Source organism: Paenibacillus sp. G34 (assembly GCF_056856875.1).
In genome coordinates, this window is record NZ_CM166469.1 from 2,895,072 (window position 1) to 2,915,212 (window position 20,141).

A 20,141-nucleotide genomic window follows, 5' to 3' on the forward strand; every position below is an offset into this window, starting at 1 on the left:
GATGTATTTGCAAACAGGTAATTCGCACGTTTTGTTCCTTTATCAGAGAAACTGATAAATGGTATAAAATCATTGAAATTGACCCTCACCCCCCGGTGTGTTAGGTTCTAGAGAGAAGAAATTAATATGATCATTTTAGTAGGAATTAAAATCGAAGTAATGCGTGAGGTGGCAGATGGTGGAACTTCAAGTGACAAATAGTCCTTTTAATCAAGAGCAGGTAGAATTGCTCAATCGACTTATTCCTACATTAACGGACGGACAAAGACTCTGGCTTGGTGGGTATATCGCAGCGTATCAAGCAGGTGTGGCAACAGCACAGACTAGTCTGATTGGGCAAGTTGGACAAAATCCGGTAGCAGCGCCAGTCAGTGCTCCTGCCGTTTCCCGTGAAGTTACGGTGCTGTATGGTTCACAGACAGGAAATTCAATCGGTCTGTCGAAAAAACTCGGGAAGAAGCTGGAAGAACAGGGGCTTCAGGTGACCTTGTCATCCATGGGGGATTTCAAACCGAACGGACTGAAGAAAATTGAAAATCTCCTGATTGTGGTCAGCACACATGGAGAAGGCGAACCGCCGGATAATGCGATCCCGTTTCATGAATTTTTAAATAGCAAACGTGCTCCAAAGCTGGACGGACTTCGTTATTCCGTACTGGCACTCGGAGATACTTCTTACGAATTCTTTTGCCAGACAGGCAGGGATTTTGATAAACGACTACAGGAACTGGGCGGTACAGCATTGGTTCCGCGAGTGGACTGTGATGTTGATTTTGACGAGCCAGCGGCAGCATGGATGAATGATGTACTTGCTTCGCTTAGCAGCACACCAGCGGTTGCGGGTACGGTTACTAGCGAAGCGATTACAGCTGCAGTTAGCAGCGGTGAGTCTGAATTTAATCGCACGAATCCGTTCAAGGCTGAGGTGCTTGAAAATCTCAACCTGAATGGCCGCGGATCGGATCGTGAGACACGTCATATTGAGCTGTCTTTGGAAGGCTCCAATCTGGATTATGAGCCGGGCGACAGTCTAGGTGTTTTCCCGGAGAACCACCCGCGTCTCGTAGATGAATTGATTGCAGCTATGGGGTGGAATGCAGACGAACGTGTTACGGTGAACAAGAATGGAGATCAGGTATCGGTCTATGAAGCATTGCTGCGTTATTATGAAATTACAGCAGTAACTAAACCGGTAGCGGAGCAACTTGCTAAATTGAGTCCAGGGAATGAATTAACAGCATTGCTTGCCAATGATTCTGAATTTCGTAAAGTCATGAACACCTGCGATCTGCTCGATGTCGTTCAGGATTATGCCCTGAAAGGTATTCCAGCCGGACAATTCCTGTCGGTTCTTCGTAAGATACCAGCACGCCTGTATTCCATTGCGAGCAGCTCAAAGTCCTTCCCGGACGAGGTTCATCTGACGGTGCGCACTGTAAGGTATGAAGCACGTGGAAGAGAACGTTACGGCGTATGCTCGGTGCATCTCGCTGAACGAATCGAGGCAGGTGACACCTTGCCGGTATATATTCAGCATAATCCGAACTTCAAATTACCTGAGAACCCGGACACACCGATCATTATGGTTGGACCTGGAACAGGGGTAGCTCCATTCCGTTCCTTCCTTGGCGAAAGAGAAGAAACGGGTGCAGAAGGAAAAACGTGGCTGTTCTACGGCGACCAGCACTTCGCTACAGACTTCCTTTACCAAACGGAGTGGCAGCGCTGGCTCAAAGATGGCGTTCTGACGAAAATGGATGTTGCCTTCTCTCGTGATACGGAACAGAAAGTGTATGTACAGCACCGTATGCTGGAACATAGCAAGGAATTGTACCAATGGCTCCAGGAGGGAGCGAGCGTGTACATCTGTGGTGATGAGAAAAAAATGGCTCATGATGTTCATGCGGCGTTGATTACCATTCTACAGCAGGAAGGCGGCTTGTCGCCTGAGCAGGCTGCGGAATACATGACACGGTTGCAACAGGAGAAACGTTATCAGCGGGATGTGTATTAATCTGAGGCTGAGCCGAAGAGTTATATTCCGCAGAGACGAGAGGAGAAAGCGGCATGGCTTATAATAACTTACTTAATCCGCAGCGTACCAACAGCGATGTGGAAGATATAAAGATCAAGAGCAATTATTTGCGCGGAAGTCTCACGGAGACATTGGCTGATCGCATTACCGGTTCTATCCCTGAAGACGATAACCGTCTGATGAAACATCATGGAAGCTACATGCAGGATGACCGTGACCTGCGCAACGAGCGCAACAAATCCAAGCTGGAGCCTGCATACCAGTTCATGCTACGCGTTCGTGCTTCCGGTGGTACCGTAACGCCGGAGCAGTGGCTGATGATGGATCGTGTTGCTCATAAATATGCGAATCAGACGATCCGTCTGACGACTCGCCAATCGTTTCAACTGCACGGAGTTTTGAAATGGGATCTCAAAAATACGATTCGTGAAGTCAATGATTCTTTGCTCAGCACCTTGGCTGCATGTGGAGACGTTAACCGTAACGTGATGTGCAACCCGAATCCGAATCAGTCTGAAGTTCATGCTGAAGTGTATGAATGGGCTTGTCAGGTGAGTAATCATCTCGATCCGCGAACTCGTGCATATCATGAGCTTTGGCTCGATGGGGAGAAGATCATTGACTCCCAGGATTCGGACGAAGAGGTTGAACCGATCTACGGCAAGGTCTACTTGCCGCGTAAGTTCAAAATTGGTATCGCGGTACCGCCATCCAATGATGTAGATGTATTTTCACAGGATCTCGGTTTTATCGCCATTGTAGAGAACGGCAAACTGCAAGGGTTCAACGTATCTGTTGGCGGAGGAATGGGCATGTCTCACGGAGATTCGAAGACATATCCTCAGGTGTCCAAAGTCATTGGTTTCTGCACGCCGGAGCAGATGATTGATGTTGCCGAGAAAACGGTTATGATTCAGCGTGACTACGGGGATCGTGCGGTTCGTAAACATGCGCGTTTCAAATATACAATCGATGACCACGGTCTGGAGTGGTTTGTTGATGAGTTAACGAGCCGTCTTGGATGGAGTCTGGAAACGGCACGTGCATATCATTTTGACCATAATGGAGATCGTTATGGCTGGGTGAAGGGTAGTAATGGCAAATGGCACTACACGTTGTTCATTCAGAATGGACGGATAAAAGATGTAGATGGTTATCCGCTCATGACGGGTTTGCGTGAAATTGCCCAAATACACACCGGAGATTTTCGTCTGACAGCGAACCAAAACCTGATTATCGGTAATATCAGCAGTCAAAAAAAGAAAAAGATTGAAGCGTTGATGCAGCAATATAATCTGACGGACGGTGCTCATTATTCAGCTCTCCGCAGAAGTTCCATGGCTTGTGTTGCACTCCCGACTTGCGGCCTTGCTATGGCTGAATCCGAACGTTATCTACCATCCTTGATTGATAAACTCGAGCCTGTGCTGGATGAAGCGGGTCTGAGGGATGAAGAGATTGTCATTCGTATGACAGGTTGCCCGAATGGGTGCGCGAGACCGATGCTGGCAGAAATTGCTTTTATCGGGAAAGCACCAGGCAAGTACAATTTCTATCTCGGTGGTAGTTTTACAGGTCATCGTCTGAACAAATTGTACCGCGAAAATATCGGCGAAAATGAGATTCTCGACACATTGACACCGATGATTAATCAATATGCCAAAGAGCGCAACGAAGGTGAGCATTTCGGAGACTTCGTGATCCGCGCTGGTTATGTACCTGAAGTGCTGGACGGAAGACAGTTCCACGCTTAACTTGCGGCTTACCCAAGAAGCATTCCTTTATGGAGTGCTTTTTGCTTCTTCGATACAGATCAGTTTGAAGGGATGACCTTGTTGAACCAGACGCAACACGATATAATGACAAAGTAGAAAGCAGATTACATGTTGAAAGTGAGCGGAAACGATATGGGTCGTAAATGGAATAATATTAAGGAAAAGAAAGCTTCAAAAGATGCAAACACAAGTCGGGTCTACGCCAAATTCGGCGTTGAGATCTATGTAGCAGCGAAGAAGGGCGAACCAGATCCAGAAGCGAACCGTGCGCTGAAGGTCGTTCTGGAGCGTGCCAAAACGTATAACGTACCTAAAGCCATCATCGACCGTGCGATGGAAAAAGCAAAGGGCAGCGGCGATGAGAACTATGAAGAGTTGCGTTACGAAGGCTTCGGGCCGAACGGTGCGATGGTCATCGTGGATGCGCTCACGAATAACGTAAACCGGACAGCGCCTGAAGTGCGCTCGGCGTTTAACAAAAACGGAGGCAACATGGGTGTCAGCGGTTCTGTTGCTTACATGTTTGATCCGACAGCCGTGATCGGCGTTGAAGGTAAAAGTGCGGAAGAAGTTCTGGAAATTATGTTGGAAGCAGATGTAGATGTGCGCGATATCGTGGATGAAGATGAAGCGGTTATCGTATATGCAGAACCGGATCAATTCCACGCGGTACAAGAAGCATTCAAGGCCGCTGGTGTGAACGAGTTCACCGTAGCCGAGCTGACGATGCTGGCACAAAACCACATTGAACTGCCTGCAGACGCCCAAGTTCAATTCGAGAAGCTCATCGATGCGCTCGAAGACTTGGAAGATGTGCAGCAAGTGTATCACAACGTGGAGTTTGTGTAGGCGAACAAGAGAGCAACTAGTTCTGATATTTGAATTGGATATCGAGACGTTCTCGAGCAAATCTAATCAACTTACTTACGTATGATTTAAAAATGTTTGAATTAAAAAAGAGTGTCTATCCAATCCATTCCGATTGGGAGACACTCTTTTTGGCTATGTCTAAGACTTGCTTGCTACACTAGGAGCGGACTTATCCGATGAATCGGATGTCTCTTTTTTCAGTCCGCCGAACTTGAAGAGCACAATGCCACCTACAATAACAAGTACACCAATCAGCTGATTCCATGAGAAGGGGATTTGTTCCAGACCGAGCCAGCCCATCGAATCAAATAGTAAAGCGAAACTTAACTGAGAGGTTAACACGATGGAAATCGCATAGGTCGGGCCGAGCAGCTTCATGCCCTGAACCAGACAGAAGACCACCCCAACGCCTATTGCACCGCTTAGCCAATACCACGGTTGCATATGCTGCAAACTGAATGTATTTTTACCTTCAAGCAGTAATGAAATCACAAAAGAAGCGATAAATCCCGTAAACAGTACCATTGTTGTTGTCGACCATGAACCGGTGCGTTCATTAACTTTACTATTAAATATCGTTTGCAGACTCACCAGCGAACCGGCCAGAAGTGCAAGCAAAATACCTGTGATGATCATGCGTTTCCTATCTCCTTATTCATAAATATTGTGTCCAGCAATGTGCCGAAGGCCTGCGCGATTTTTGATACGGATTAATCCTTGATGCCGCTCAATGTAACCATCCGCACATAGCTTCTGAATCACCCGATTCAAATGGCGATAGCTGGTACCGATCAGATTGGCAATGTCCGTCAGGTTAAACGCATCGAGTTCCTCATGCATAACGGTTCCGCCTTCATCCGTCGAGATGGAAAGCAGATAACTGGCTAAACGTACCTCCACCGGATACATCAGGTTAAAATTAGAAAAGTTCGAATCAATGTAAAACTTATGTGAGATGATTTTCAGCAAAAATTGCAGTAGAGGTGCGTAATCACTGGCAAGCTCAGTAAGCCACCGATAATGAATACGAAGCATCACAACAGGCGAGACTGCCTGAACGGTATTAACGATGTTACTTTCACGTACATATTCGATGTCTCCCACCACTTCAAGCGGTGTTTTGAAACAGAGCACGAGTGTTTTGTCTTGTGGGGAAGTGGTGAAAATTTTAATTTTACCCTCTACCAGGACGTATAAGTATTCGGAAGCCTCGCCTTCGCGGCAGATCAGCTCACATTTTTCGAATTGACATATAGTCATATGTGGACGCAGGTGCTCGTGAAAAACCGTCTCCAATTGATACTGTTTCAAATAGTCCATGATTTGCTGCGGATGATGAATCTCTTCCATGCGGTTCTCACCTCTGCGTTAATTCTGTTGTTTTTGATATGGAAAAATTAAAAGTTTGTGTGTCTAACACAGTTTACATGCTGTATGTAGCTACAATGAAAACTATAGCTTCATAATGATGACACCGGCGATCATCAAAGCAATGCCCAAAAATTGCGGCAGTTTCATTTTTTGTTTGAGTACGCCAAACCATCCATTGCTATCAATTAAAAAGGTCAGAAACAATTGTGCAATCAACAGAGCCGAGATCGTAAAGGTCACACCGATCTGTTGAATTGCCGTGACTTCGCTGAAAATAATAACTGCACCAAATGCACCTCCAGCCAGATACATCGGTTTTACTTGTTTAATTCCCTGAAGATTGGCGTCACGCGTAAACATCAAAATGATCGCCGCGAGTATAAATCCCGTTAATTGAGTAATTGTGGCGGCTTGCCATGTGCCTATGTCTGTACTGATTCTGGCGTTGGCTACCCCCTGAAGAGTAATACAGGCTCCGCCCAGCAATGCAAAAATAATTCCTCTCATCCTTCTTCGAACGCTCCTTTAATGCATGACTTCGACTTCTATTAAATGATAAATAAATCATAATCGCCAAGGACAAATGTCCTGACTCTGAAATTTACAGCATCTAGCGTACACTAAAGCCCGGGTAAAATCCAGAAAGGGACAAAATGTATGAGGATACAGTAGCTGACCTAAACAAATTAGTTAGTTGAGCAGGTATTGTCAGATAGGTGAGGTTAGGTGAAAGAGTCGAATATGGAGATCGAAATAAGCAAGGGAAAGAAAGAGATGTAATGAAATCGATAAATTGAGATGCGAAAGAGGGTGTTAGAGAGCAGGCTAGCAAACATGCAAACATGCAAACATGCAAACAGGCAAGTAGGTAGAAAGCGTAAGGCATAGTCCTCGTATGTATTATCCACAAGATGGGGTAGCTTGGTCTCATAAACTGAAATGATAACGATAAGGAGGAGTCTTATTTAGGGCTTTATGAACTTCTAATTATTCTAACAATCACCAGGGACGCTATTGCACCGAAAATGGGTTCAAAACGCTAGTTTTGCGGCATAATCGAAGAAATACATTCTCTGATGATGGTTAGATTTTTGGATGAAGCAAAATAAAATACTTAAAATAGCGTGTCTGGAGATCCTTAGTGGTAAAAACCTATAATACCTTAAACACAGGCGCTTCCTTTACAAAAGTAACTTTAACCCCTGGAATAGACTCGTCCAGACTTTCTGCCAAAATGTTCATTCCGGGTGCCTCACTTTCGGCATGTCCAACCATAATGAGCGCCTTGGATTTACCTTGCTGCACAGCATCACGGATATACTCTGGCGTTTCCCATTCAAAACCTTCGCCTGCGATGATCAGGTCAACCTGTTCGTTCTGAAGCAAGGGGATTGTGACGTGTCCGTTTCCCCGAAAGCCGACCAGAACCGCAGCCCGTTTGCAAACGATTTCAGGATTACCCGCAAGGCGAACATAGTCGATCCCTAAACAATTCTTCAATTGCTGGGCAATCGCATGCACAGTGATCCCCTCTGGAAATGTTAAGATATCTGATTCAGTCGTACGCTGGCTCAGGTAAGTTGTCCACCCGAGTTCATGGATGAGCCCATCAGTAATGCCATCCGGTTCGAAGCGGTGAATAATATCATGACAGCGAAAGATGGCAATGCCGGCTTGATCAATGAAGTTTCTTTTATACGTATAAACGGAGTCGTTCTCCAGCCAATCGGTAGCACTGTGATGGTTATAAAACGGGGATTCATGGGCAATAATCAAATTGGCTCCTAGCTGGATAGCTTGTTCAATGACATGTTGTGTAGGCATAAAAGCAACGACGATTCCTGATACAACTTGATCCGGCGAGCCCGTAATTAGTTGATCCACAGTATTGTCCGGCAAAGCAATCCCCTCTCTGAGGTAGAGTATGATCTCTTGCACCGTGAGTTCCTTTGGTTCCTTTATAGCTTTCATTTCCATAAGTTCATTCCCCCAAAATAAGGATATAGTGTTAGTGTATCATCTTTAATACTAAAAACCAGCTATACACATGATACTTCCTTACCCTGAAAATAAATGCTCATCTTCGGTTATTACCGTGCCTAGTGCCTAATGAATGCTTAACTCTGCTCATGCTAATAACGAGTACAGAACAAGCACAAATTGGATAGATATAAGGATTGAATCCCCCTCAGTTACCCTAACAACGAAGGTGGACACCAAGCTGTTAAGCCCATTGAATTCATGTAGTTTTCTAGTACGAGAAAAAGTATACTTACATAGAGTCTTTTCTGGATGAGGTAAAATTTTCTATAACCATGATAGATTCGGACATCGTTCTAAGAATGGATTTCAGCACTAATACGAAAGGGGATAACTACACATGACGGCTATAAATATTATGGAACGTTTGAAGAGTGAGACAGCACATTACCATAGACAAGTAGAGCAGAACCCCTATGCGAAAGCGATTATGAATTCGACCATAACGATTGAACAATATAGAGCATATTTGGAGAAATTCTACGGTTTCCTGAAACCGCTGGAGGATCAAGCGGTAATGCTGCCTTTTTGGGCAGAAACAGGATTGGATATCGGTATAAGAGGCAAGGCTGGTTTATTAGAGCAGGATTTAATGAATCTTGGCGCAAGCGAGGAGCAAATCAAGCAAATTCCAAGGTGCAATGATAAGGAGTTACCGGATATCTCCACACCTGCAGGACTTTTCGGATATCTATACGTTATAGAAGGTTCGACCAATGGCGGTCAGATTATGACCAGACGTTTGTCGCAATTTTTGCCTATAGAAGCGGATCATGGACTACAATATTTCAACGCTTACGGCACGGAGACACGCACCAGATGGAGCGAGTTTATGCAACTGTTACAACAGTCCATTCACACACCTGAAGATCAAGACATGATCGTGTTCACGGCTTCCGAGACATTCCGGTTGCTGGATCAGTGGATTAATACGTAAAATTCTGCTTTTAAAGAAACAACACATACTGAGAGGGGAATTTTAAGTTCATGACTGAACCTAGGTCGAGGCAAGAAATGAGCATGCTTAACCGCACCTTACTCCCGCAAGGGACATATACGAATGATCCTATCGACCTGAATAACTGTGATAAAGAGCCCATTCATATTCCGGGTTTTATCCAGCCTCACGGTGTGCTTTTGGCGATTGATCCGAGCGGCACACCAACGATCGTACAGTGTAGTCAAAATACGTTTGATCATCTGGGCATCCATAGTTCAGATATTTTGGGCATGCCTTTGAGTGATCTCATTACAGAAAATGATGTTAGCAGCCTCCTGCACAACCGTTCCAACGCAACGGTAACGTCAGAGTTGCATTATATGGATTTGATTATTCAGGTGACAGGGGAGGAGAAGGTTTTCTCTTCTGTTTTGCATGAGAGCGAAGGTCTGCTTATCCTCGAGATCGAGCCTTATTATGAAAAAGAAAACATCGAATCAAACGATTTTGAATGGATATCCCGTTTCTTCGGAAGAATCAAAAGTACAGACAGCCGCGTAGAGGCGAGTCAGATCGCTGCTGAACAAGTGAAAGAAATGCTCGGATATGACAGAGTCATGATCTATGAATTTGATGAGCAATGGAATGGAAAAGTGATTGCGGAAGCGCGCGAACCAGAACTTGAGCCTTTTCTCGGGCACCATTATCCAGCCTCGGACATTCCCAAGCAGGCAAGAGAGCTATATCTTCGCAACTGGCTGCGAACGATTGTCAACGTAGAGTATGCGCCTGTTGAGATTGTACCTTTGTTGCAGCCCCTTACAGGCAAACCGCTGAATCTTAGTCTTTCGGTACTGCGAAGTGTATCACCGCTTCATATTGAATATTTGCAAAACATGGGCGTAGGAGCTACCGTTACGATCTCGCTGATTCATGAAAATCAATTATGGGGACTGATTACATGCCATCATTATTCTGCAAGGTATGTTCCACATCGTGTTCGTAACCTGTGTAACTTTCTGGGTGCTTTTTTCTCCAATGAATTGTTCCAGCGTCAGCAGCTCGATGATTACCAGGCAGAGATCAAATCCCGTGAGACGGCTGCGCGGCTTGTTAATATTTTTATCGGCAATACAAGTCCGGTGCGTGTGTTAGAAGAACTACAGGCAGAGCAAGAGACATTGCTGGACCTTATGAATGCATCTGGAGCGGCGATATGTTATCAAGATAAGCTACTGATGTTTGGTGAGACGCCGACAAATGGGCAGATTCGGGAGCTGGCGGGATGGCTGGCCGAACAAGCAGAGGATCACAGTTACCATACGTCCAAGCTGAGTCTGGAATATGAGACAGCTAAACGATATCAAGGTACAGCTTCCGGGGTTATTTATGTTGCGATCTCACCGGGTCATCATAACTATATGCTGTGGTTCCGTCCAGAGGTGGTTCAGGTCGTTGAATGGGCGGGTGATCCAGCCAAAGCCGTGCTCAAAACGGATGATGGCATGCGAATGTCTCCGCGGAAATCGTTTGAGAAATGGAGGGAGGTTGTCAAATCAACCTCATATCCGTGGACAGCGAGAGAGCTCAGCATACTGCCATTGCTTAAGTCCATTGTGCGTCGTCAGACTGAAAACCAGCTGGCTCAGGCCGAGGAGCATGCTTTTCAAAATGCCCGTATCTTGAAGAGAAACGAACAGCGTTATTTGCAGCTGATGGATTTTTCGCCGGTTGCCTTTTTTACACTTACCGAAGGACGAATTATTTATTGTAATATAATGGCGGCTGAACTGTTTGGATACGAAAGTGCGGGCAGCCTGATCGGGAAAAATTTCGGTGAGTTTTTACCTGACAAAACACGGGATGTGTTAGTACAAGATTTTGAAAAACTGCAACAGGACATCACCAGTTTGATGAACAATCAGTTATATTTTACAACAGCTTCAGGCATGTCCTTGCTGCTTGAGATTACAATGGCTTCGGTCGTTCATGCGGGAAAACCTTCGGTCATGTTACTGCTCCGTAGCAGAACATCTCTTCAAGAGCAGGATGAATTCCACGAAACAACAAGCCAGCTTCAGAGTTACCTGACTACGGATCCGTTAACCGATATGCCCGTTCAAACGGTATTCAAGCAACAGCTCGAAGGGGATTGGAGCGATTGTTTGCAAGAAAAATGCAGTCTTGGTCTTCTGATCGTTGATATTGATGATTTCCGCTCTTACAATACCGCGTATGGCTTGCAGGGCGGAGATCTGTGTTTACAGTGGATTGGCGAGGTGCTGACTGTGGTGAGTGAACAACATGGAGCGCTCATTTCCCGTCTACGTGGTGGTACGTTTATGCTGAAATTAAAAGGAACCACATCGGAGTATTTATCTGAACTCGCTGAAGAAATAAGGCAGCATGTGCTGGCTCTCCAAATCCAGCGGGAGCTCACAGGTCAGGGTGGCGTAGTTACAGTCAGCGTCGGCGGTGCAGTCCTGCTTCCTGATGAGCACACCGTTTCAGGTGATTTAATCGAACTGGCTACTCAGGCATTGTTTCAGGCAAAGGATGAAGGCAAAAATCGTACTCGAGTTGTTTGATTAGAGTTAATAATTCCGCACGGAATATCAAAAATTGTGATTTGTTTTCCTATAAAATAGAGGGCAAAGACTTGATGGAAAAGAGGGCAGTGATGCCTTCTTTTTTTGTGTTACAAGAATGTGTGATTTTGCCACCCGCAGAAGCTACACAAGTGTTATAATGATGCGTATGGATACACGTGTTCGTATTTAATGGTGAAAGAGGTGAGTTTCATTTCGATGAGGGATCATTCGGAACAGCTGGAATTTATGGAGATTGATCTAAGTGAAGAAACAGAAACGACCTCGATTCGGATACCGGATCGTTCATCTTTAGTGAACCAGAGTCGTCAACCACACACGCCGCAAGGAGCTGTATTGTCTTCGGAGAAGCGATTTGTGGAGGAGGCTAGACGGCTTGCAGAAGTTACGGGCGAAGAAACTGCACCTGTTCCGTTTATGAGCTACTGGCCAACGTATGGGGTGATGAATGATGCACAGCTGAAATGGTATTTATATTGGAGAACAGAGGTGCGCCAGGAAAGATATCTGGATGTCGACCTTTCTTACCTGTTTGTTCATGTTTACGAGTTGATTAACGGGATCGGCTGGCTGACTCCTGAGAACGGGTATGAACAGTTAAAAAGACTATGGGTGAATTACCGGGAGCGGCTCCCGCAACTTAATGTATATATGCAAGAGTGGGTAGTTGATTACGTTCTTGTCCATAATCTTCATAGATTACTGCATGAAGTGATGATGCTCTCGGATGGTTATTTGCCAGCATCATTGATGGACAAGGAATTAGAACGGTTGTTACAGGATAATGTCGCTGAGGTAACGCTGGATATGCTGAAATGGTATTTTGACTATGATATCACGCTAAATGCCTTTTACCGGGATGGCGGCAAAGAATGGATGGAACGATATGTGCCCAAAGTGCTGGCTGTGATGGATTCGTATTTGCAGCTGACACAACAAAGAGGGCTGTTGCCTGAGCTTGAATCGAAAGCCGAACAGACGGTTAAACGCACGCTGTTTCATAAAGCGGTATATGACGAGTCCGTTTACGGCAGATTTGTTACGTTCACTCATGTTCCTCTCATATTGGAACGTGAATTTGTGCGGAGGTTAATCGGCATTTACCGCTGTACGGAAAATAAGCTGCGTGAACTGTTAGGCTTCCGGGGCCGTCTGCGTGGTAAAACGCTGGAGCCTGAGCTTGCCAGTGTGATTGAGCGTTATCTGGAAAGAGCGTTTGCCATGGAACAAGCTGAGGCCGTAACTGCGCCGATCATTCAGATTGATGCGGCAAAACTGGCTTCTTTGCAGGAGGACAGCGAATATGTGCGTAAGGCGCTGACCATTGAGGAAAATGAAACTTCTGCATCAGTTAATGTTGAATCGAATTTGGCTGAAGCAGATGCAGAGTCCATTGAATTCCAAGTTGATGGACCTAATGTACCAGATGAAGCTGAATCTCCTTATCCAAGGCAAATGACTAACACTGAGTCACTATTCTCAGAACAGCGAGAACATTTACCAGTGATTCAGGACAACACCGTTATGCCATCAGAGAATTCAGTTCCAAGAAATGAGCAGCTTCTTTGGAACGAGACGGCGGAAGCCGATATACCGGAGGAGTGGATGGAGTTTGCCGAACGACTAGAGTCTCGGCATGTGAGAGCCATCAACGCCCTGCTTGGTGATGATCCGGATCACGATGTGATGCGACTTGCGGAAGAACTGGGAACGATGCCTGCGCTTTTGCTGGATGAAATGAATGATGTGGCGATGGAAACCATCGGAGATTTGCTGGTTGATGGTGACCGAATCGTCCCTGATTATATCGAACTATTTGAACATGTGAAGAGGTGATGGATATGACCGAGCATAAATTAAGCGAAACGAAGGTCAATCAGCTTAAGATTCCTAAGCGCTTGACCACCGCACTTGTGAATTCATTAACGGCAGGTGTTGTGCCGCGTATTGGTCTCGAACAGATTGCTGTAGGACGGAAGCCGGAAGTGGAGGCGATCCTGCGCGATTTGGATAACATTGCTGAAGGCGGTGCGGCGTTTAAGCTGATTACAGGCCGGTATGGCAGCGGTAAAAGCTTTCTTTTGCAGATGATTCGCAACTATGCGATGGATCGTGAGTTTGTGGTTGCGGACGCGGATCTCTCCCCGGAGCGCAGACTTGTGGGCACGAAAGGACAAGGTCTGGCGACATATCGTGAGCTGATGACACGATTGTCAACACGTACACGCCCGGATGGCGGGGCATTGGAGCCTATTTTGCAAAAATGGATCGCAGGTTTGCAGCAGACAACGATGAACAACCTAAATTTACGCCCGGATGATCCTGCGCTGCCGCTGGAGGTAGAGAAACAGATTTACCTGGTGACGGGGGAGATGCAGAACCTGGTTCACGGTTTTGATTTTGCCAAGGTACTCGCTTGTTACTGGAACGGGTACAAGCTTGCTGATGATGACCGTAAACAGTCGGCACTCCGCTGGCTTCGGGGCGAATATGCAACGAAAACGGAAGCGAAGAAAGATCTGTCGGTTGGCGTCATTATTGATGATGATAACTGGTATGACTATTTCAAATTGTGGTCTGAATTTACGGCACGCATCGGTTACAAAGGGCTGCTGCTCTTTATCGATGAAGCGGTGAACCTGTATAAAATTACAAATAGCATCTCACGCCAAAGCAATTACGAGAAGCTGCTAACGATGTTTAATGATACGATGCAGGGGAAGGCGGAGCATCTGGGCATTTTTGTCGGGGGAACCCCTCAGTTTGTAGAGGATGAACGCCGTGGTTTATATAGCTATGAAGCGCTTCGTTCCAGACTTATTGACGGTCGTTATGCCGCAAGTGCGTATGCGAACTATACGGGTCCAATTATCAAACTGGCCATGCTGTCGCATGAAGAGATTTTGATTTTGCTGCAGAAATTGCGCCAGATTCATGCACTTCATTTCGCGTACTCAGCGAGTTTGAGTGACGAACAATTAGTTGATTTTATGCAAATGGCTGTAAACCGTTTGGGTGCAGATGAGCTTTTGACAACACGGGAAGTGGTTCGAGACTTTATGGATGTGCTGCACACGCTGCATCAGAATCCCGATGTTACTTACGAGCAGCTACTTGGTGAGCGTGCAACACAGGCCAATAATTCGGGCCCGGGAACGTCTGGTTCGGCGCAAGAGCAGGACGAGCTGGATGATTTTCTGGCGGAGTTTGAGCTATGAGTGAGAATCCAAACCCGTTCTATAGATTGGCTCCTTTTGTGCAGGAATTTATTTATAAAAAAAGATGGGAATCCTTGCGACCTGCCCAGATTGAGGCATGTAACATTTGTTTTCATACTTCGCATCACATGCTGATTGCAGCGGGTACAGCTTCCGGCAAGACGGAGGCTGCATTTTTTCCTGCGTTGACAGAACTATATGACCAGCCTTCCAAGTCGGTGGGTATTCTCTATATCGGGCCGCTGAAAGCGCTGATTAATGACCAGTTCGAACGACTGAAAGACTTGCTCACGGAAGGTAATATTCCTGTCTGGCATTGGCATGGAGATGTGCCGCAGGCAGAGAAAACCAAACTGATGAAGAATCCTTCAGGAGTACTGCAGATTACGCCTGAATCGTTGGAAGGATTGCTGATGAATCGTCCCAATGCGATTCCTGCGCTTTTTCATGATTTGCGCTATATCATTATTGATGAGGTACATGCGTTCATGGGTGCAGATCGGGGCATTCAGGTATTAAGCCAGCTGGCTCGAATCGAACGTATGGCTGGTTGTGTTCCTCGAAGAGTCGGACTGTCGGCTACGCTCAGCGATTATGATGCAGCGACAGCCTGGCTGGCAGCAGGAACACGGCAAGGCGTGGATGTGGTGTCTTCCCCGGGCGGGCGCAAGCTTAGGCTGAGGGTAGAACATTTTTCCTTCCCTGATGCACAGAACGAGGAGCAGGCCGAGCTGCTCCATCATGCGCGCAAATCCTACTATGACTTTATTTATGAGAGTACACATCGTAAAAAAGCACTCATCTTCACCAACAGTCGCACAGATGCAGAAGTTACGATTCTGGAGATGCGCCGTGTCGCGGCACGCAGAGAAGAGCGGGATGTGTTCCATGTGCATCATGGAAGTATTTCGGCCATGCTCAGAGAAGAAACTGAAGCGGCATTGCGGACAGGTGCAGGTCCGGCTGTCGCTGCAGCAACGGTCACGCTTGAACTTGGCATTGATCTGGGAGAATTGGAGCGTGTTGTTCAGCTTGGGGCACCCTACAGTGCTTCGAGTTTTGTTCAGCGACTTGGTCGTTCAGGCAGGCGTGATGATATGGCATCGGAGATGCTTTTTGTATGCCCGGAGGAAGAGGATGAGGAAGCACAGTTACCTGCCCGTATGCCATGGACACTTATGCGCGCCATTGCCGTTATTGAGCTGTATGTTAAAACCAAATGGGTAGAACCGCTTGAAGCTCGCAAAATGCCCATTGGAGTCCTCTATCACCAAACGATGAGTATGCTGAAAAGTATGGGAGAAGCAGGGCCAAGAGAGCTTGCGGCAGCGATCCTCTCCCTGGCACCTTTTGCAGAGATTACACCGGATCACTATCAAACTTTCCTGAATTATCTGATCGACACAGATCATCTGCAATGGACGGAGGAACAGACGTTAATTATCGGACTCACGGGGGAAAAGATCGTGAATAACTATCGCTTCTACGCTGTGTTTAAGGACGATGAAGAGCATAAAGTACTGAACGGATCGGAAGAGATTGGATCAATCACGACCGTACCACCGCCGGGTTATTGTTTCTCGCTTGCAGGTAAACTGTGGAAGGTGGAAGAGGTGGATCACAAACATAAGGCCGTCTACGTGAAGTCTGCGAAAGGCAAAGTGGATACGCTTTGGCTTGGTGCGGGTGGGGATATTCATACTGAGGTTGTGCAAAAGATGCGTGAGGTCCTGTCCGATTCGGTGATCTATCCGTATTTGTCACCACAAGCCGTCAACCGGCTGGAGCGTGCACGTCGCCTGGCTCGAGAGAGTGGGTTGCTCAAGCAGGTTGTCATTCCGGCAGGCGGTGATTCCATGTATGTGTTGCCTTGGGTAGGCAGCAAAGCGTTCCGTACACTGGAGCGGTTGATGAAACATAATTTGTCTGGAAGGCTGGCTTTGCGTTCCGTCGTGCCGATGGAGCCATATTATTTTGTGGTATCAGGCAAAGTGGACGAACGAACTTTGTTAGCCGAGATGATGAGTGAGTGCCGAATGGCTCAGGATGCTTCTGCGTTGCTTGCTGAGGATGAAGCGCCTTATCTTGGCAAATATGATGAGTTTATCGCACCGCCTTTGATTCGGGAAGCTTTTGCGGTAGATGGGCTCGATCTCGAAGGATTGAAATCTGGATTGCAAAAGACGCTGGAGTGGGAAAGTTAAAGAAGACATTAGAGTGGGCAATTGAGAGCGGGACTTTGAGGTTGTATATTTTAAATTAAAAATAAATGGGTTGACACCACTTTACCTCCCATGTAATATATGAAAAGTCGTCACACATGAGCGATATTTAAATTGCATACTTCATTTCGTATAACCTCGCAGGCCGAAAGTGTACACAGGGCGAGGGTCTCTACGGGAAGCCTATACTTCCTAACTACGATGCCAAGGAATCAATATATTCCTTGCTCGGAGTTAGGATTTTTTGCATTTTAATACGTGGTTGTGACCTTACATGGACCCGAATCAGGGGCGTATTTTCATCAGGAGGTTTATTGAACATGAAATATTATTTGTCTGTTCTGGCAGGAGCGATGAGTTATGGTATTCTGTCGACGATTGTTGTGCTGGCGTATGGTCAAGGATATCAACTTGGGGAGGTTGTGGGAACACAGCTGATTACCGGTTTTATCCTGTCCTGGATGCTTGCCTTATACACGCGGTTCAGAGCTAAACGCAAAACACAGAAGAGTGGAAATGCAAATGTAAATTCTGCGAGCCCAGCTAAGGTCTTTACACGTCTAACCTGGAAGCAGCGTTTGATGCTGATGGCGGCTGGAACACCCACTGTTATTACGGGTCTCGTCTACTATCAATCATTACGTTACATTCCGGCATCGCTTGCGATCATCCTGCTCTTTCAATTTACATGGATCAGCGTATTGATTCAGGCGATAAGCAAACGTCAGCGTCCAGATAAAGTTACGTTCCTGACCCTGCTTATTCTCTTTGGAGGAACCTTGCTGGCTGCGGGTTTCCTGGAACAGGGCATTAGTAATGTAAGCGGGATCGGGATTGCTCTCGGTTTAATGGCAGCAGTAAGTTATTCCTTGTTTGTATTGTTCAGCGGTAAAGCGGTTCCTTCCGCACATCCGGCATTTCGTAGTGCGTGGATGGTTACAGGCGGATTGATTCTGCTCTGCATTTTGTTCCCGCCGACGTTTCTTTTTAACGGTCTGATCTGGAGTCAATTGCTCGTGTTTGGACTGTTACTTGGATTCTTTGGAGCATTTATCCCACCGGTTCTGTTTGCGATCGGAGTACCTCATATCGGTGGAGATATGGCAGGTATTTTGGGTGCGATTGAGCTTCCGGTTGCAGTGTTGTTATCCGCAATTGTGCTGCACGAACATGTCAGTTTGTTACAATGGTTTGGTGTTGTCATCGTGCTGATTGGTGTAGCCTTGCCGGAATTGTACAAGATGCGAGTGCGGCGAAGTCGAAGCACGCCTGTATATTCCGGATAGCCCAGAGGGGTCATTTTCATTAAGCGGAGAATCGGGTATGCTTGTAGAGTACATCCATCCACTCACAAATGAAGATGGGACAACGGAATAAGGAGTGTTCACATGAATAGCTGGTTTAAAAAAGTCTGGCCTTTCTTAACTCTAGGTGTGGCTGTGGTCGCACTACTTGGAGGATTCTTTGTATATTTCATGGGTAAAGACGTATCCCCGGGATCGGGCAAGGCAGTAACTGCTCAAGCCGAAACACCTGAGGATTTGAAAGGATACGAAGTCATTGACGTGAACGTGAGCAACGATGGATTTGAGCCTAATGTCATTGAGGTTAAATCCGGAGTGCCTACGAAAATCAATTTCATCCTGACCCGAAGTGTGACACATGTTAAATCTGTCGCAGCAGAGAAGTTAGGCATGGATCTGTATATGCAAAAGGGAGACAACTACTACACCGTGGATAAGAACGTCACTCCAGGGGAATATGAGCTTCACTGCGGGATGTACATGATCTACGGTACGATTAAGGTTATTTAATGGTTTAACTAAATATATGGTTACGGTTCATATGTTTAGTTGAACTTATGTTGAACTTATACGGGGGGAGCAAGATTCGGTAAACCGAATTTTGCTCCTTTTTCGGCTGCGTGATATCATGAACAGGATAGCATAATCGATCTGGAGGTGCAGCAATGAAAGCGCTATTTATCGGAGGGACAGGCACAATAAGTACTGCAATCACTGAAATGCTTGCCAAGCAAGGCTGTGAACTGTACTTGATTAATCGAGGTAACCATAATAATGATTTACCTGCAGAAGTTCACGTTCTTCAAGCCGACATCAATGACGAAAACCGGGTAGCCGAATTAATTGCCGATTTGCAATTTGATGTGGTGGCAGACTTTATTGCTTTTGTGCCGGCTCAACTGGAGAGAGATTATCGTCTGTTCAAAGGCAAGACCAAGCAGTTCATTTTTATAAGTTCGGCATCTGCATATCAGACGCCACTAGCGGATTACAGAATCACCGAAGGAACACCCTTATCGAATCCATTCTGGGAATACTCCCGTAACAAAATTGCGTGTGAAGACTATCTTATGAAATTATATCGGGACGAAGGTTTTCCTGTGACCATTGTTCGTCCAAGTCATACCTATGGCGATAAATCCGTTCCACTGGGTGTGCACGGTGAGCAAGGAAGCTGGCAGGTTCTGAAACGTATGATCGAAAACAAACCGGTTATCATTCATGGTGACGGCACCTCGTTATGGACAATTACACACAATACTGATTTTGCCAAAGGTTTTATCGGCTTAATGGGTAATATTCATGCGATCGGTGAAGCCGTCCATATCACCTCGGATGAGTCAGTCACATGGAACCAGATTCATGAAATCATTGCTGATGTGCTTGGGGTCAAGTTACATGCAGTTCATGTGCCATCTGACTTTTTAGCGGCCAGTAGTGATCTGGATCTGCGAGGCGGTTTGCTTGGAGATAAAGCCAATACGGTTGTTTTTGACAATAGCAAGTTGAAACGGCTAGTTCCGGATTTTGTGGCAACGACAAGAGCGGATCAGGGAATTCGCAGCACGATTGAGTACATTCTGGAGCATCCGGACTTACAGAAGGAAGATCGCGAATTTGATCAATGGTGTGATCGAGTTGTAAGCGTATTGGACGAGGCGTTGCTTAAAATCAGAGAGGGAAACTAAGATTCGAAAGAGAGTAATATTTTAATTTTATATGCATTCTCACTCCAGGTATTTACATTCGGTATCCGA

General features: G+C 46.1%; 15 protein-coding genes and 1 riboswitch. Of the genes, 11 read left to right on the forward strand and 4 right to left on the reverse strand.

Annotated elements, in window-relative coordinates; genetic code table 11:
* The first annotated feature begins 178 nt into the window (after positions 1–178).
* The 3 genes from AC1VYS_RS13285 to AC1VYS_RS13295 all read left to right on the forward strand — a co-directional run bounded on the left by AC1VYS_RS13285 (position 179) and on the right by AC1VYS_RS13295 (position 4,659).
* Positions 179–2,014: an assimilatory sulfite reductase (NADPH) flavoprotein subunit gene (locus tag AC1VYS_RS13285; RefSeq protein ID WP_482914639.1), complete on the forward strand. Its 1,836-nt coding sequence runs from the start codon at positions 179–181 to the stop codon at positions 2,012–2,014.
* Positions 2,015–2,067: 53 nt separating this feature from the next.
* Complete coding sequence (gene cysI / locus AC1VYS_RS13290; RefSeq protein ID WP_482914640.1) at positions 2,068–3,789, forward strand: assimilatory sulfite reductase (NADPH) hemoprotein subunit; 1,722 nt, start codon at positions 2,068–2,070, stop codon at positions 3,787–3,789.
* A 153-nt stretch (positions 3,790–3,942) separates the two neighbouring features.
* Positions 3,943–4,659, forward strand: a complete 717-nt coding sequence (locus AC1VYS_RS13295) for a YebC/PmpR family DNA-binding transcriptional regulator (protein WP_482914641.1) — start codon at positions 3,943–3,945, stop codon at positions 4,657–4,659.
* Between the two features lie 159 nt (positions 4,660–4,818).
* Here AC1VYS_RS13295 and AC1VYS_RS13300 read toward each other — a convergent pair whose 3' ends face one another.
* The 4 genes from AC1VYS_RS13300 to AC1VYS_RS13315 all read right to left on the reverse strand — a co-directional run bounded on the left by AC1VYS_RS13300 (position 4,819) and on the right by AC1VYS_RS13315 (position 8,028).
* Positions 4,819–5,313, reverse strand: a complete 495-nt coding sequence (locus tag AC1VYS_RS13300; RefSeq protein ID WP_482914987.1) for a DMT family transporter — start codon at positions 5,311–5,313, stop codon at positions 4,819–4,821.
* 18 nt (positions 5,314–5,331) lie between these two features.
* Positions 5,332–6,030: a Crp/Fnr family transcriptional regulator gene (locus AC1VYS_RS13305; protein ID WP_482914642.1), complete on the reverse strand. Its 699-nt coding sequence runs from the start codon at positions 6,028–6,030 to the stop codon at positions 5,332–5,334.
* A 102-nt stretch (positions 6,031–6,132) separates the two neighbouring features.
* Positions 6,133–6,558: a DMT family transporter gene (locus AC1VYS_RS13310; protein WP_482914643.1), complete on the reverse strand. Its 426-nt coding sequence runs from the start codon at positions 6,556–6,558 to the stop codon at positions 6,133–6,135.
* A 645-nt stretch (positions 6,559–7,203) separates the two neighbouring features.
* Entirely contained in the window at positions 7,204–8,028 is an 825-nt protein-coding gene (locus AC1VYS_RS13315; protein ID WP_482914644.1) for a Nif3-like dinuclear metal center hexameric protein, read from the reverse strand.
* 403 nt (positions 8,029–8,431) lie between these two features.
* Here AC1VYS_RS13315 and AC1VYS_RS13320 point away from each other — a divergent pair, with 403 nt between their 5' ends.
* The 8 genes from AC1VYS_RS13320 to AC1VYS_RS13355 all read left to right on the forward strand — a co-directional run bounded on the left by AC1VYS_RS13320 (position 8,432) and on the right by AC1VYS_RS13355 (position 20,072).
* Positions 8,432–9,028: a biliverdin-producing heme oxygenase gene (locus AC1VYS_RS13320; RefSeq protein WP_482914645.1), complete on the forward strand. Its 597-nt coding sequence runs from the start codon at positions 8,432–8,434 to the stop codon at positions 9,026–9,028.
* Positions 9,029–9,078: 50 nt separating this feature from the next.
* Positions 9,079–11,619, forward strand: a complete 2,541-nt coding sequence (locus AC1VYS_RS13325) for a diguanylate cyclase domain-containing protein (RefSeq protein ID WP_482914646.1) — start codon at positions 9,079–9,081, stop codon at positions 11,617–11,619.
* Between the two features lie 219 nt (positions 11,620–11,838).
* Complete coding sequence (locus AC1VYS_RS13330) at positions 11,839–13,476, forward strand: TerB N-terminal domain-containing protein (protein ID WP_482914647.1); 1,638 nt, start codon at positions 11,839–11,841, stop codon at positions 13,474–13,476.
* 5 nt (positions 13,477–13,481) lie between these two features.
* On the forward strand, positions 13,482–14,858 hold the full coding sequence (locus tag AC1VYS_RS13335; protein ID WP_482914648.1) for an ATP-binding protein: 1,377 nt from the start codon (positions 13,482–13,484) through the stop codon (positions 14,856–14,858).
* Entirely contained in the window at positions 14,855–17,062 is a 2,208-nt protein-coding gene (locus AC1VYS_RS13340) for a DEAD/DEAH box helicase (RefSeq protein ID WP_482914649.1), read from the forward strand. The genes AC1VYS_RS13335 and AC1VYS_RS13340 overlap by 4 nt, the downstream gene beginning before the upstream one ends.
* Positions 17,063–17,188: 126 nt before the next feature.
* Positions 17,189–17,299, forward strand: a riboswitch (purine riboswitch).
* Between the two features lie 101 nt (positions 17,300–17,400).
* Positions 17,401–18,366, forward strand: a complete 966-nt coding sequence (locus tag AC1VYS_RS13345; RefSeq protein ID WP_482914650.1) for an EamA family transporter — start codon at positions 17,401–17,403, stop codon at positions 18,364–18,366.
* A gap of 102 nt (positions 18,367–18,468) precedes the next feature.
* Positions 18,469–18,894: a cupredoxin domain-containing protein gene (locus AC1VYS_RS13350; protein ID WP_482914651.1), complete on the forward strand. Its 426-nt coding sequence runs from the start codon at positions 18,469–18,471 to the stop codon at positions 18,892–18,894.
* A gap of 155 nt (positions 18,895–19,049) precedes the next feature.
* Positions 19,050–20,072, forward strand: a complete 1,023-nt coding sequence (locus AC1VYS_RS13355) for an SDR family oxidoreductase (protein ID WP_482914652.1) — start codon at positions 19,050–19,052, stop codon at positions 20,070–20,072.
* The last annotated feature ends 69 nt before the right edge of the window (positions 20,073–20,141 follow it).